Source organism: Streptomyces sp. NPDC046887 (assembly GCF_040644755.1).
Lineage (GTDB): Bacteria > Actinomycetota > Actinomycetes > Streptomycetales > Streptomycetaceae > Streptomyces > Streptomyces lichenis.
In genome coordinates this window covers 1-14,450 of record NZ_JBEYXH010000003.1, presented here as the reverse complement: position 1 = coordinate 14,450, position 14,450 = coordinate 1, and the positions used below count along the sequence as shown (strand labels likewise).

Below are 14,450 nucleotides of genomic sequence, written 5' to 3'. Positions count from 1 at the left end.
GGTGACCGACTCATGAAGATCATCCTCAAGCACGAGGTCTCCGGCCTCGGCACCGCCGGTGACGTCGTCGACGTCAAGGACGGATACGCCCGCAACTACCTGGTCCCGCGCGGTTTCGCGATCCGCTGGACCAAGGGTGGCGAGAAGGACGTGGCGCAGATCCGCCGCGCCCGCAAGATCCACGAGATCGCGACCATCGAGCAGGCCAACGAGATCAAGGGCCGGCTCGAGGGTACGAAGGTCCGCCTGGCCGTTCGCTCCGGCGACGCCGGTCGGCTCTTCGGTTCGGTGACCCCGGCTGACGTCGCCTCGGCGATCAAGTCCGCCGGTGGCCCGGACGTCGACAAGCGCCGTGTCGAACTCGGTTCGCCGATCAAGACGCTGGGCTCGCACCAGGTCTCCGTGCGTCTGCACGCCGAGGTCGCCGCGAAGGTCAACGTGGAGATCGTCGCCGCCTGAGTACCGCGCTCATAGCAGCACGGGCTCATCGCAGCACGGTTCAGAGCAGCACGGGAAGGGGCCGCACCTCAGGGTGCGGCCCCTTTCGCATGATGTTTCACGTGAAACAGTCCCGGACGTCAGACGTCAGACGTCAGACGTCAGCGGGAGGCGCCGGTGACGATCCACCGCCCGGACCGCGTCCGCAGCACCAGGGTGACCAGGCGGACCGCCATCATCAGCGTCATCGCCCACCACACGGCGGTCAGCCCGCCCCCGAGGGCCGGCACCAGCAGGGCGACCGGGGCGAACACCGCCAGCGTCACCACCATCGCCCCCGCCAGATACGGCCCGTCGCCCGCGCCCATCAGCACCCCGTCCAGGACGAAGACCACTCCCGCGATCGGCTGGGCCAGCGCGACCACCAGCAGGGCGGGCAGCAGGGTCTCCCGTACCGTCGGGTCGCCGGTGAACAGCGGGATGAAGAGCGGCCGGGCCAGCACGATCAGCGCGCCCAGCACCAGACCCGAGGCCACCCCCCATTCGACCATCCGCCGGCAGGCGCGGCGGGCGCCCTCGGCGTCCCCGGCACCGAGGTAGCGGCCGATGATCGCCTGCCCCGCGATGGCGATGGCGTCCAGGGCGAAGGCCATCAGGCTCCACAGCGAGAGCAGGATCTGGTGCGCGGCCATCTCGGTGTCACCGAGCCGGGCGGCCATCGCGGTCGCGATCATCAGGACCGCCCGGAGCGACAGGGTGCGCACCAGCAGCGGAACGCCGGCCCGGGCGCTGTTCCGGATGCCCGCCGCGTCCGGTCGCAGCGAGGCCCCGTGGCGGCGCGCCCCCCGGACGACGACCACCAGATAGGCGGCGGCCATCCCGCACTGGGCGATGACCGTGCCCCAGGCCGAGCCGGCGATCCCGAGCCCGGCGCCGTAGACCAGCGCCACATTGAGGGCGGCGTTGGCGGTGAAACCGGCGATGGCGACGTACAGCGGGGTGCGGGTGTCCTGCAGTCCGCGCAGCACCCCGGTGGCGGCGAGGACCATCAGCATGGCCGGGATGCCCAGGGCGGAGACGCGGAGGTAGGTGGTGGCGTGCGGGGCCGCGGTGCCCGAGGCGCCGAAGAGCTCCACCAGCCAGGGCGCCAGCGGCAGGGTGGCGGCGAGGACGGCGATGCCCAGCAGCAGCGCCAGCCAGATGCCGTCCATGCCTTGGCGGATGGCGGCGGGCAGGTCGCCGGCGCCTACCCGGCGGGCGACGGCCGCGGTGGTGGCGTAGGCGAGGAAGACGAAGACGCTGACCGCGGTGGTCAACAGGGCCGCCGCGACGCCCAGACCGGCCAGCTGAGGGGTGCCGAGATGGCCGACGACGGCGCTGTCGACCAGGACGAAGAGCGGCTCGGCCACCAGTGCGCCGAAGGCCGGCACGGCGAGCGCGACGATCTCGCGGTCATGCCGGCGCCGTTCGCTGCGGCGTTCGTTCCCGGGGTGGGTGGGGGCCTTGGTCATGGCGGCAATCTAATCGTCCACAGGTAAGAGATGCAAGGCATCAGTGACCCTTACCTGTCGTCGGTCTCGGACCCGGCTGCGCGAGTGGTTTGCTCTGATCTTGACCTGGTGGGGAAAGTTTTTCTCCCCCACAGTCGGTGGATGGAAGAACCGCAGCTCAGAGCGGTGATGGCCGGGTCGCTATGAGTTTGTCCACATCACTGTCCCCCGCTCCGTGCACAGGTAACGGCGAGTTCTCCACAGCATCGGGGCCTTCACCCACAGGCCCTGTGGATAACCGGATTGGCTGACGGTGCCCACGGGCCTAACGTGGTGCGGCGCTCGACGCGCGAGAAGCGGACCGCCGCAAGCGGAGTGGGGCACCCTGCTTTGTCAGTGTCGTGCCGTAGGAATGAGTGGCACGGCGATCATCCGCGCAGCGGATCGGGAGGAGGTGGGCCGGTGAGCATCCCCGAGCCCTTGGACGACCCGTGGACCGACGCCGGTCCCGGCGACCGTCTGCCGGCCTCCCGCCAGCGCGGCGAGTTCGCCCGCCGGGGCAGGTCGCGCGACGAGCAGCACGAGCGCGGCAGCGAGACCCCCTGGGACAGCGGCGCCGGCGGCTTCGAGCGGGTGCCGCCGCAGGACCTGGACGCCGAGCAATCGGTGCTCGGCGGCATGCTGCTCTCCAAGGACGCGATCGCCGACGTCGTGGAGATCCTCAAAGGGCACGACTTCTACAAGCCCGCCCACGAGACGATCTACCAGGCGATCCTCGACCTCTACGCCAAGGGCGAGCCCGCCGACCCCATCACCGTCGTCGCCGAGCTGACCAAGCGCGGCGAGGTCAACCGGGTCGGCGGCGCCTCCTATCTGCACACCCTCGTCCAGTCCGTGCCGACGGCGGCCAACGCCCCGTACTACGCGGAGATCGTCCATGAGCGCGCGGTGCTGCGCCGGCTGGTCCAGGCGGGCACCCGGATCACGCAGATGGGATACGCCGCCGACGGCGACGTCGACGAGATCGTGAACTCCGCCCAGGCCGAGATCTACGCGGTCACCGAGCAGCGCACCAGCGAGGACTACCTGCCGCTCGGCGACATCATGGAGGGCGCGCTCGACGAGATCGAGGCGATCGGCTCCCGTAGCGGCGAGATGACGGGCGTGCCGACCGGCTTCACCGACTTCGACTCCCTCACCAACGGGCTCCACCCCGGGCAGATGATCGTCATCGCCGCCCGTCCCGCGATGGGCAAGTCGACCCTCGCCCTGGACTTCGCCCGTGCCGCCTCCATCAAGAACAACCTGCCGAGCGTCATCTTCTCCCTGGAGATGGGCCGCAACGAGATCGCCATGCGCCTGCTGTCCGCCGAGGCCCGGGTGGCGCTGCACCACATGCGGTCCGGCACCATGACGGACGAGGACTGGACCCGGCTGGCCCGCCGGATGCCGGACGTCTCCCAGGCGCCGCTGTACATCGACGACTCGCCCAACCTGTCGATGATGGAGATCCGGGCCAAGTGCCGCCGGCTCAAGCAGCGCAACGACATCCGGCTGGTGGTCATCGACTACCTCCAGCTGATGCAGTCCGGCGGCTCCAAGCGGGCGGAGAACCGCCAGCAGGAGGTCTCGGACATGTCCCGGAACCTGAAGCTGCTGGCCAAGGAGCTGGAGGTCCCGGTGATCGCCCTCTCCCAGCTGAACCGAGGCCCCGAGCAGCGCACCGACAAGAAGCCGATGGTCTCCGACCTGCGTGAGTCCGGCTCCATCGAGCAGGACGCGGACATGGTGATCCTGCTCCACCGCGAGGACGCCTACGAGAAGGAGTCCCCGCGCGCCGGCGAGGCCGACCTGATCGTCGCCAAGCACCGTAACGGCCCCACCGCCACGATCACCGTGGCCTTCCAGGGCCACTACTCGCGCTTCGTGGACATGGCCCAGACCTGAGCCGGCCCGGTGGGGGTCCCAGGTCCCGAAGCGGTGGGAGGCCGCTCAGCGCCTGGTCTCGTACCTGGTCAGGACCACGCCGCCGGACATCGCACGCGTCTCCACCAGTCTCAGATCCACCCAGCTGTCCAGCGCGGTGAAGAACGGCGTGCCGCCGCCCACCAGGACCGGATGGGTGGCGATCACATACTCGTCGATCAGCCCGGCGCGCATGGCCGCCCCGGCGAGCGTGGCGCCGCCGATGCTCATCGGGCCGCCGTCCCCGGCCTTGAGCCGGGTGATCTCGGCGATCGGATCGCCGGTGACCAGACGGGTGTTCCAGTCGACCGTGTCGATCGTCGAGGAGAACACCACCTTCGGTGTGTCCCGCCAGGCCCGTGCGAACTCGGCCTCCGCCGGGGTGGCGCCGGGCTGCTGGTCGCCGGTCGGCCAGTAGGAGCTCATCGTCTCCCACAGCTTGCGCCCGTACAGTGACAGGCCGCTCGCCTGCTCGTGGTCGAGCCACCACTGGAACAGCTCGTCGCTCGGCGGTCCGCTCCAGCCGATGTCGTCGCCGGGCGCGGCGATGTAGCCGTCCAGGGTCATGTTCATGCCGTAGATCAGTTTTCGCATGGCCCAGCCTTCCGTCCGTGGATGCCCGGCGTGCGGACCGGCGCCGCGCGGTCCCGGCCGGCTGGTGGTCCTCGTCCTCGGGGCTCAGCGTGGTGTACCCGGCCGACTCGGGCAAGCCGTCCGATCGCGACCTCGCCGGGCGCCCTCGGGCCTCGCCACGGTGCGCCGCGATCGCCACGCCTGCGGGGACAGGACCTGAGCGGGGGAAGCCCGATACGCGCTTGCTTCCTAGGGGCCCTAGCTTGAAACTAGGGGTACTAGGAAGTGAGGAGAGCGCATGGTGCGGGCTGGGCTGACGGCGGAGCGGGTGACGCTGGCGGGTGCCGAACTGGCGGACGAGGTGGGGCTGGACCGGGTGAGCATGTCGCAGCTCGCCCGGCGGCTCGGCGTCCGGGACGCCAGCCTCTATGCGCATGTCCGCGGCCTGGAGGACCTGCGCGGACGCATCGCGCTGCTGGCGGCGGACGAGAAGACCATCCGGATCGCCGAGGCGACCGCCGGGCGCGCGGGCAAGGACGCGCTGATCGCCTTCGCCGACGCCTGGCGGGACTACGCCCATGCCCACCCCGGGCGCTACGCGGCGACCCAGGCCGGGATCCGCATCGACCCCGCGCTGGTCGCTCAGGCGCCCGGGCCGCGGCGGGCGATGGAGCTGACCTACGGCATATTGCGCGGCTACGCACTGGCCGAGCCCGATCTGACCGACGCCGTCCGGCTGCTGCGCAGCACCCTCCACGGGTTCGTCGCCCTGGAGGCCTCGGGCGGCTTCGCGCACCAGCGCCCGCCGCAGGAGTCCTGGGTCCGCGCCCTGGACGCGCTGCACACCCTCCTCGCGCACTGGCCCCCGTCCCGAGAAAAGGACCCGGCATGACCGATCCGACCACCGGCCGCCGAGCACACCGTCGCGACCTACGATCCGCGCGGGCTGTCCCGCAGCCCCCTGGTCGATCCCGAGGCCGAGCAGCGGGTGGCCGAGCACGCCGACGACGCCTTCCGCCTGCTGGAACTGCTCTCCCCCGACGAGCCCGCCCGGGTGTTCGGCGCCAGCTCGGGGGCGATCGCCGCACTGCACCTGCTGGCCACCCGTGCCGAGCGCCTCGTACGGGTGGTCGCGCACGAGCCGCCGGTGGTGGAGGTCCTGCCGGACGCGGCCGACCACCGCGCGCTGCTCGCCCGGGTGCGGGAAACCCTGCACGCCCGGGGCCTGATGCCGGCGATGACCGAGTTCGCGGCCGGGCTGGCCGGAGAGGGCGGCAGCCGGCGGCCTGAGCCCGACCCGGCTTCCGATCCCGACTCCGCCTCTGAGCCCGACCCGGCCGCCGAGGCCGAGCCGGTGGCGCCGTCCAGGGCCGGGCCGGCGCTCCCACCGCACGCGGCGGCACGAGCCGAGCGGACGATGGCCGACCTGCCGTACTTCCTCGGGCGCATCGTCCCTCGCTTCATGGCCTATCCGCCCGACCTCCATCGGCTCGCGGCACTGTCGCACCGGCTGGTGCTCGCCGTCGGGCAGGACTCGTCCGGTGAGCTGCCCCACCGCTCGGCGGCTGTCTTGGCCGAGCGTCTGGGCACCGGCCTGCGGCACTTCCCCGGCGGCCACACCGGCCTGACCACGCACCCCGCCGCCTTCGGCGCACACCTGCGACAGGCCCTGACCGGGGCGCCGACCCCGGCGGAGGCCCCGCACATGCCTTAGCCCACGACCCCGGATCGGTCAGGATTCAAGAAGCGGAGGGGACGGGCCGTACCTAGCCTGAGGGCATGGACATCACCATTCACACCAGCTTCCTCCCGCACGTCGACCCGGACGCCTCGCTGGCGTTCTACCGGGATGTCCTCGGCTTCGAGGTCCGCAGCGACGTCGGCCAGGGCACCATGCGGTGGATCGTGGTCGGGCCGGCCGGGCAGCCCGACACCTCCATCCTGCTGGCGCCGCCGGCCGCCGACCCGGGGGTCACGGAGGAGGAGCGCCGCACCATCGGCGAGATGATGGCCAAGGGGACCTACGGCTGGATCCTGCTGGCCACCCGGGACCTGGACGCCACCTTCGCGAAGGTGCAGTCCGGCGACGCCGAGGTGGTCCAGGAGCCGACCGAGCAGCCGTACGGCATCCGCGACTGCGCCTTCCGCGACCCCGCGGGCAACCTCGTCCGGATCCAGGAACTCCGCTGAGGGACGTCTCTCGGGCCGCTTGGTCCGAGGCGCGCACGCGGTGCTCCGGAGCCGCCCCCCCCCGGATATCCGGCGCCTGGTTATGGACCGGTGGGCAGGGCACGATTTGGCCCTGTCGGCCGGTCCGCGGCGGCGGCAGGGTGGAACCATCCAACCGTCCGGAGGTTCCGTTGAGTTCCGCGTTTCTGCTGACCACCCTGATCGTGGTGGTCACTCCCGGCACCGGTGTCGTGTACACCCTCGCCGCCGGGCTCTCCCAGGGGCGGCGGGCGGGGCTCGTCGCCGCGTTCGGCTCCACCCTCGCCGTACTGCCCCACCTCGCGGCGTCGATCGCCGGGCTCTCCGCACTGCTGCACGCCAGCGCGCCCGCGTACCAGGTCGTCAAGTACCTGGGTGTCGGCTATCTGCTGTACATGGCGTGGGACATGCTCCGGGACCGGGGAGCGCTGACCGTCGCGGAGACCGCCGAACCGACTCCGGTGCACCGGATGATCGGCCGCGCCGTGCTCGTCAATCTGCTCAACCCGAAGGTGACCCTCTTCTTCGCCGCCTTCCTCCCCCAGTTCGTACCGGCCGGCGAAGCCGGTTCCGTCACGGCGCTGCTGCGGCTCGGCGCGGTCTTCATGGGGCTGACGCTGGTCGTCTTCGCGGGCTACGGGCTGTGCGCCGCCGCCGTGCGGGACCGGCTGCTGGCCCGGCCCGGTGCGATGACCGGCCTGCGCCGGGTGTTCGCCGCCTGCTTCGTGGGGCTGAGCGCCCGGCTGGCGGTGGCCTGAGCATGCGCTTTCGGCACACCGAGGCCGTCTGGGCCGAGTTCCCCGAACTCGCCGCGGGCGTCCTGCACACCACCGTCCTGCACACCACTGTCCCGGACACCACTGTCCCGGACACCGGCGACCCGGCCTCCGCCCCGAGCGGCGCCGGTTCCCGGGTCGCCGCGTACACCGCGCGGGCCACCGCCCGGCTGACCGGTACCACCGAGGCCGAGCTGCCCGAGATCCACGCCTGGCGGCGGGCGTTCGCGCGGATGGGGCTGCGGCCGACCCAGTACCGGTGCGCCTCCGAGTCACTGCTCCGCCGGCTGCGGCGGGAGGGGGCGCTGCCCGCCATCCACCCGGTGGTCGACCTGTGCAACGCCCTCTCGATGGCGTACGCCGTACCGGTCGCCGTGCTCGACGCCGACCGTATCGCCGGTCCACTGCTGGAGGTCCGTCACGCCCGCGGTGACGAGCGGTACACCACCTTCGGCGGTGCCATCGAACATCCCGCGCCCGGAGAGGTGGTCTTCGCCGACTCGGCGGGCCAGGCGCACGCCCGCCGCTGGACCAACCGGCAGAGCGGCCACTCCGCCGTCTCCGCGCACACCCGCAGGATCTTCGTGGTGACGGAGGCGATGCACGAGGGAGGCGCGGAGACCGTACGGGAGCTGCTGGCGGTGATCGCCGCCGAACTGGCCGCGCACGGGGCGGCCGACCCGGTCACGGCCGTCCTCACCGCCTCCGCACCGGAGTTCGCGTTCGACGCTCCCAGCGGGGCCGACGGTGCTCCCCGACCTGCCGAGGAGCACCGCCCCGCGTGACACCATGACCGGATGGAGGCGGCGGGGGTGCCCGGCGAACGCGGACGCGAGGGCGGGATCGGGGAGAACGACGCGGCGGAGGCGGCCGGACCGGACGAACGCGGCTGTCCCTCCCACCCCCTCCCGGCGTACGGCTCCGACTTCCTGCAACTCGACGCGGACGCTGTCCCGGTGGGCGGGAAGACGGAGTGGCTGGCCCGGCTGCTGCGGCGGGCGATAGCGGACGGCCGGCTCGGGCTGGGCAGCAGGCTGCCGCCCACCCGGCTCCTCGCCGCCGAGCTGGGCGTCTCGCGGGGTGTGGTCACCGAGGCGTACCGGCTGCTGACCGAGGACGGCCATATCGCGGGCCACCGCCGCGGTGGCACCGTGGTCGTCGCGGCGCCTCCCGCGCCCACCTCCACCCAGCCCTCCCGACCCAGCGGCGCCCACCCGAGCCCGGCGAAGGGCGGCCCCCCGACGCCGCCCTCGCTCTTCGACGGCGAGCCCGGCCCGGATGTCTATGACGTCCTGCGCACCTCCCCGGCCGCCATCGACCTCACCCCCGGCCGACCCGATCTGACCGCGTTTCCGCGCACCGCCTGGTTGCGTGCCGAACGCGCGGTACTGGCCGAGCTGTCCGCCGAGCACCTCGGGTACGGCGACCCCCGCGGCGCACCGCCCCTGCGCCATGCTGTCGCCGACTGGCTCGCCCACAGCCGGGGGTTCCGGGTCGAGCCGGAGGAGGTGCTGATCGTCGCCGGTACCGCCCAGGCGCTCTCCCTGCTCTCACCCGTTCTCCGGGCCGAGGGCGTGGACGCCGTCGCGGTGGAGGACCCCGGCTCGCTCGGTACCCGCCAGCACCTGCTGCACGGCGGTCTGGCGACCCCGCCCGTACCGGTGGACCAGGAGGGGATACGGGTCGAGGCGCTGCGCTCCACTGGGGCTCCCGCGGTACTGCTCACCCCCGCCCACCAGTACCCCACCGGCGTGGTGACCAGCGGCGGGCGGCGGCGGGAGCTGCTGCGCTGGGCGGCCGAGGACGGCGGGCTGATCCTGGAGGACGACTACGACGCGGAGCACCGCTACGACCGGCCGCCGGTGTCCGCGCTGCGCGCACTGCTGACCTATCGCGTCTGCTACATGGGCAGTGTCTCCAAGCTGCTGGCGCCCGCGCTGCGCACCGGCTGGATGGTGCCGCCGCCCCGCTACCGGGAGCGGCTGATCGAGGCGAAGCGCTTCACCGACCTGGGCAACGCCGCGCTACCGCAGCTCGTGCTCGCTCGGCTGATGGAGTCGGGTGGCCTGGAGCGCCATCTCCGGATGCTGCGCCGGCGGCACCGGAGCCGCCGGGACGCGATGATCGGCGCGCTCGCCGAACGGCTGCCCGGTGCGGTGGTGCATGGCGCGGCGGCGGGGCTACATCTGACCGTGACCTACGAGGCGGAGGTGCCGGACCGCGCGCTGGCCGCCGCCGCGCTGGCCCGGGGCGTGAAGTGCCATCCGCTGTCCTGGTACCGGCAGTTGCCCGGCCGGCCGGGTCTCGTGCTCGGCTACGCGGCCGTACCGCCCGGCGTCGCCGCCGAGGGCGTGGCGGTGCTGGGCGAGGCCTTGCGCGCCCTGGGGACGACTTCTTGAGCTTCGGCGCCAGCCGATGTTTCACGTGAAACATCGGCCGGTGCCGGGCCGTTCGCGGCTGCTCAGGACCGGCCCTCGACCAAGCGGCATCGGCGGACGCCGAGGTGGTCTGGCGGCCGTTCAGGATCGACCCGGCGGCTCCTCACCCGGCGATCCCCGCCGAGGAGGCATGGGCCGACCCGTTGGTGGACGCGGCCCTGGCGCGGTGCGCCCCGGGCCTGACGCCGGCGGAGAACCGGGTGCGCGTCTCACGGATCGCGGCCGCCGAAGGGCTTTCGCCGTGGCGGGGAGCGGCCTGGCGGACCGACAGCCACCACGCCCACCGGCTGATGCACCTGGCGTACGAGCACGGTGGCGCCCCACTCCAGAACGCGCTCGCCGAGCAGGTGATGGACGCCTGTTTCCGCCGGGGTGCGGACATCGGCGACCCCGCCCGGCTGAAGGAGATCGCGACCGGCTGCGGCTTTGCCGAGGGCGCCGCGCTCCTGGACACCGACGCGGGTGATCGCAAGGTGCGGGAGCTGCTGCTGATCGGCAAGGCCCGCGCCGTCCGCACCTCGCCGACGCTGGTGGTGGGCGACCGGGCCTTGGCCGGTGCCCAGCCACCGGAGGTGGTCGCGGAGTTCCTGACCGCAAGCGCCGCAAGCGCCGGGAGCGCTGCGGGTAGCGGGGGCGACCGGGCGCGGGCGGTGCCGCCGGAGGTGCGCCGGCTGCGGTGGGTGGAGTCACTGCTCGACCAGAGTGACCCGCTCGGTGCCCTGACCCTGCTGGCCCCCCTGCTGGATGCCCACGGTGAGGACCCCAACGTCCTGAGGCTGGCGGCGCGCGGCTACTTCCACTCCGCCCAGCTCTCCCGGGCTCGCGCGGTTCTCGACGTCCTGGTGGCCCGGACACCGGACGACTCCTACGCCCGGCTGATGCTCGGCAGCACACTGCGGCGACTGGGACGGGACGACGAGGCCGCCCGTCAGCTGAAGACCGCCGCCGCGATGACGCCGGAGTTCGTCTGACGAGGACGTGTCGCAACGGCGGCCCGAGCACCCGGCGGTCTCGGACATGGCCGCCCGGTCGGGTTGACCTTGAAGTTGCCTGAACCCCCAGAATCGCCGGCATGGACGAGGGAATGGACCAATCCGACGAGCTCACCGGGGGCGCGGGAGCACCGCGAGGCGCTGCCCGGGCACTGGCGCAGCCGTCCGGAAGGCTGCTCAATATCGGTGCCTTCGCCCGGCGGGTGGGGCTCACCCCCAGCGCCCTGCGGTTCTACGACGACTGCGGAGTGCTGCGACCCGCCCGGGTGGACGCGGTCACGGGTTACCGCTTCTACGCGGAGGACCAGCGGGAGAGGGCCCTGCTGGTGCGGCGGCTGCGGGAGGCGGGGCTGCCCCTGGTGGACACCGCGGTGGTGCTGGACGGCGACCGCGAGTCGGCCCGCGCGGTACTGGAGGACCATGTCGAACGGGTCCAGGGCATGGCGGCGGCCGCCCGCGCCGCCGCCCGGGACATCCTCCGCGACCTGGGCGCCGACGGCGGTGGTGGCAACGGTGAGTCCTGGGCGCGGGTCGACGGGGCGGCGCTGGCGAGTGCCGTACGCCAGACCGCCGCTGCCTGTGCCGGGCCGGCGCCCCGGGCGGACCACCCCGAGCTGGGCTGCGTTCTGATCGAACTGGCCGACCACGAGGTGCGCTTGGTGGCCACCGACCGCTACCAGCTCTCCCTGCGGGTCCTGCGGCCCACTGCCGCCGAGGGGGAGCCGGTACGGATCCTGGTGGACGCCGAAGAGCTGCGCGCCCTCGGGGAGTGGGCGCTGCGCCGGGAGGAGCTCGTCCTCCGGAGCGACGGGCAGACGGCCCGGGTGACCGGTGGCGGCGAGAGCAGGGACGTCCCGGTGACCGCCGGCCGTTTCCCGGACTACCGCATGGTCCTGGGCTCCCTTCCCCGTACCGAGCACCGGATCGTGGTGGACCGTGCGGCACTGCGTGAGGCGGTCGTCCGCTTCGGCGAGTCCCGGGCGGTGGTCCTGCGGACGGCCGAGCAGCACATGGAGATCTCCGCCCCTGGCCCGGTCCGCTCCGACCCGGTCGAGTCCGGCGCCGGGCCCGGCGCCGGGCGGTTGACGCTGCGGGCCGTCTGCTCCGGCGGTGGACCGCTGCGGATCGCCTTCGATCCCGGCGTGCTGTACGCGGCACTCTCCGCGGGCGTGGGTCCCGACGTCCTGCTGGAGGTCGCGACGGCCGTGCAGCCCGTCCTGGTCCGCTCCGCCGACCAGGGGAGCTTCACCACCCTGGTGATGCCGGTGCGCGCCGACACCGGGACAGATGGATGAGCCGGCCGATGGACCCCGCCAACGAGGTGGTGCGGCTGTGCGGCGAGGGCATGAGGGCGGAGGCGGACGGCCGGGGCGCCGACGCGCTCGCCCTGTTCCGGCGGGCCTGGGAGCGGGCCGGTGACGACTACGAGGCCTGTGTCGCCGCCCACTACCTGGCCCGCCATCAGCCGTCCCCCGAGCAGACCCTGCACTGGAACCGGGTGTGCCTGGAGCGGGCGGACCGGGTGGGCGACGAGCGGGTGCGGGCGTTCTACCCCTCGCTGCACGCGGCCATGGGCCGAGCCCACCAGGACCTGGGGAACACCGGCGCCGCGGGGGACCATTTCGCCCGGGCCGCCGGCTGCCTGGACGTGCTGCCACCAGGCCCGTACGCGGAGTGGGTCCGTTTCGCGGTGGCGGAGGGGCTGGCGGCGACCCGTGGCCCGGCCCGCCGTCCCGGCGAGGCGGAGCTCACCGCCCTTGTCCAGGGCTGGTGCGCCCGGGACGAATTGCGGGCGCTGGCCCTGGTGCTGCCCGCCCGTCTCGGCGACACCGGAACCGAGCAGGGCCGGACGCGGCTGACCACCGCCCTGCGGATGCTCCATGCCACCCGGCGGCTTCCCGACGACGAGCAGCAACTCCTCGGCCGCACCATCGCCGCACTGGCCCAGGAGCCGGACGGGGCGGTCCGGTAGGCCTGAGCGCCGCCGGGCGGCCCCGCCGGCGCGCGTTGTGCCGATGCGGACGGGCCGAGCGCGGCCGAGCCGGTCGTGTGCGGCGCGTATCGCGGTCGACAGGTCCGGAGCGCGCCCGATAGACCTGGCGCATGACGTCTTCCTTCGCTTCACTTCTGCCCGGTACGGAGCGCGCCTTGTTCCACCGGGTCGCCCTCGCTCAGTCGGAGGGGCGCACCCCTTCCCTGGTGGGGGCGGTGGCCCGGGACGGCGCCGTGGTGTGGTCGGGGGGCCGCTCCGGCGACGGGACGCCCGACCCGGATGCCGGCACCCAGTACCGGATCGGGTCGATCACCAAGCCGTTCACCGCCGTGCTGGTGATGCGGCTACGCGACGAGGGCCTGCTGGACCTCTCCGACCCGCTGGAGAAGCATCTGCCGGGCACCGGTGTCGGCGAGGTGACCATCGCCCAGTTGCTCTGCCACTCCGCGGGGTTGGCCGCCGAGTCTCCGGCCCCCTGGTGGGAGCGGACTCCGGGGACACTCCGTCCCGGACTCGCGGACGTGCTCGGGCCCCAGCCGTCCCTCCATCCGGCGGGTCGGCGCTTCCACTACTCCAACACCGGCTACACCCTGCTGGGTTCGCTGATCGCCGCGGTGCGCGGGACAAGCTGGGAGGAGGCGCTGCGTACGGAGATCCTGGAGCCTCTGGGGCTGCACCGGACGGATGTGCGCCCCTCCGCCACGCATGCCCGGGGCTGGGCGGTGCATCCCTGGGCCGATGCCCTGCTCCCGGAGCCCTCCGAGGACCTGGGGATCATGGCGCCGGCCGGGCAGCTCTGGTCCACGGTCGGCGACCTGTGCCGGTTCGCGCTCTTCCTCGCGGAGGGCGATGCCAAGGTGTTGTCCGCCGAGACGGTACGGGAGATGCGGGCACCGGCCGCGCCCGTACAGGAGGGGGAGTGGGACGGGGTCTTCGGCCTCGGGCTCCGGATCGACCGGGTGGGCGGACGCACCCTGGTCGGGCATGGCGGTTCGCTGCCCGGCTTCGTCGCGGGGCTGCGTTTCAGCGTGGCGGACGGAGTCGCGGCAGCGGTGCTGGCGAACGCCACCTCTGGGCCTCAGCCCGGAGTGGTCGCCGCCGATCTGCTGGGGATCGTCGCCGACGCCGAGCCCCGTATCCCCGCGCCCTGGAAGCCGCTGCCGAGCGTCGATCGGGAGCTGCTGGAGCTGACCGGGCCCTGGTACTGGGGGACATACGCCTATGGCCTTGCCCTTCTGGCGGACGGCGGCGTGGAGCTGCGCCCGCTGCGGGGTGCCGGCCGTGCCGCCCGGTTCCGTGCGGAGCCCGGCGGCGGCTGGACCGGGCTGGACGACTACTTCACGGGCGAGACGCTGACGGTGGTACGCGGCGCGGACGGCCGGGTCAGCCATCTGGATGTGGGGTCCTTCGTCTTCACCCGTGAACCCTATGAGCAGGGGGACGCGGTGCCGGGTGGAGTGGACCAGGGCGGCTGGCGCGGCCGTTGACGCCGCAGAGGCGGGGGGATGTTTCACGTGAAACACGGCCGGTGGGTCGGCCGGGCCCTGCTGGAGGGCGAACACCGCGGTGCGGATCTC

General features: G+C 73.1%; 13 protein-coding genes and 1 pseudogene. 12 read left to right on the top strand and 2 right to left on the bottom strand.

Going from position 1 to position 14,450, the window contains the following annotated elements; all coding sequences use genetic code 11:
• The first annotated feature begins 12 nt into the window (after positions 1 to 12).
• Complete coding sequence (gene rplI, locus ABZ945_RS04800; protein WP_248631499.1) at positions 13 to 459, top strand: 50S ribosomal protein L9; 447 nt, start codon at positions 13 to 15, stop codon at positions 457 to 459.
• Between the two features lie 140 nt (positions 460 to 599).
• Here the strand turns inward: rplI and ABZ945_RS04795 are convergent, their stop codons facing one another.
• Positions 600 to 1,949, bottom strand: a complete 1,350-nt coding sequence (locus tag ABZ945_RS04795) for an MATE family efflux transporter (RefSeq protein ID WP_361263907.1) — start codon at positions 1,947 to 1,949, stop codon at positions 600 to 602.
• A gap of 441 nt (positions 1,950 to 2,390) precedes the next feature.
• Here ABZ945_RS04795 and dnaB point away from each other — a divergent pair, with 441 nt between their 5' ends.
• Positions 2,391 to 3,875 (top strand): replicative DNA helicase, encoded by a 1,485-nt coding sequence (gene dnaB, locus ABZ945_RS04790; protein WP_361263904.1) that lies wholly within the window; start codon positions 2,391 to 2,393, stop codon positions 3,873 to 3,875.
• 45 nt (positions 3,876 to 3,920) lie between these two features.
• Here dnaB and ABZ945_RS04785 read toward each other — a convergent pair whose 3' ends face one another.
• Positions 3,921 to 4,487, bottom strand: coding sequence for a dihydrofolate reductase family protein (locus tag ABZ945_RS04785; protein WP_361263901.1), 567 nt, complete (start codon positions 4,485 to 4,487; stop codon positions 3,921 to 3,923).
• Between the two features lie 277 nt (positions 4,488 to 4,764).
• Here ABZ945_RS04785 and ABZ945_RS04780 point away from each other — a divergent pair, with 277 nt between their 5' ends.
• From ABZ945_RS04780 to ABZ945_RS04735, 10 genes and pseudogenes are all read left to right on the top strand, one after another.
• Entirely contained in the window at positions 4,765 to 5,358 is a 594-nt protein-coding gene (locus ABZ945_RS04780; protein WP_361263898.1) for a WHG domain-containing protein, read from the top strand.
• A gap of 15 nt (positions 5,359 to 5,373) precedes the next feature.
• Positions 5,374 to 6,180 (top strand): annotated as a pseudogene (locus tag ABZ945_RS04775) (hypothetical protein); the annotation flags it as partial.
• Between the two features lie 65 nt (positions 6,181 to 6,245).
• Complete coding sequence (locus ABZ945_RS04770) at positions 6,246 to 6,656, top strand: VOC family protein (protein ID WP_361263896.1); 411 nt, start codon at positions 6,246 to 6,248, stop codon at positions 6,654 to 6,656.
• Positions 6,657 to 6,826: 170 nt separating this feature from the next.
• On the top strand, positions 6,827 to 7,432 hold the full coding sequence (locus ABZ945_RS04765) for a LysE family translocator (protein WP_361263893.1): 606 nt from the start codon (positions 6,827 to 6,829) through the stop codon (positions 7,430 to 7,432).
• Positions 7,433 to 7,434: 2 nt separating this feature from the next.
• Complete coding sequence (locus ABZ945_RS04760; RefSeq protein ID WP_361263890.1) at positions 7,435 to 8,235, top strand: phenylalanine--tRNA ligase beta subunit-related protein; 801 nt, start codon at positions 7,435 to 7,437, stop codon at positions 8,233 to 8,235.
• 12 nt (positions 8,236 to 8,247) lie between these two features.
• Complete coding sequence (locus ABZ945_RS04755; RefSeq protein WP_361263887.1) at positions 8,248 to 9,849, top strand: PLP-dependent aminotransferase family protein; 1,602 nt, start codon at positions 8,248 to 8,250, stop codon at positions 9,847 to 9,849.
• 32 nt (positions 9,850 to 9,881) lie between these two features.
• Complete coding sequence (locus ABZ945_RS04750; RefSeq protein WP_361264636.1) at positions 9,882 to 10,859, top strand: DsbA family protein; 978 nt, start codon at positions 9,882 to 9,884, stop codon at positions 10,857 to 10,859.
• 101 nt (positions 10,860 to 10,960) lie between these two features.
• Positions 10,961 to 12,175 carry a MerR family transcriptional regulator gene (locus ABZ945_RS04745; RefSeq protein ID WP_361263884.1) on the top strand — a complete coding sequence of 405 codons (1,215 nt, stop codon included), beginning with the start codon at positions 10,961 to 10,963 and terminating at the stop codon, positions 12,173 to 12,175.
• An 8-nt stretch (positions 12,176 to 12,183) separates the two neighbouring features.
• Positions 12,184 to 12,852 (top strand): hypothetical protein, encoded by a 669-nt coding sequence (locus ABZ945_RS04740; RefSeq protein WP_361263882.1) that lies wholly within the window; start codon positions 12,184 to 12,186, stop codon positions 12,850 to 12,852.
• A 131-nt stretch (positions 12,853 to 12,983) separates the two neighbouring features.
• The gene (locus tag ABZ945_RS04735; protein ID WP_361263879.1) at positions 12,984 to 14,360 is read left to right on the top strand and encodes a serine hydrolase domain-containing protein; all 1,377 of its coding nucleotides are present in this window, start codon (positions 12,984 to 12,986) and stop codon (positions 14,358 to 14,360) included.
• The last annotated feature ends 90 nt before the right edge of the window (positions 14,361 to 14,450 follow it).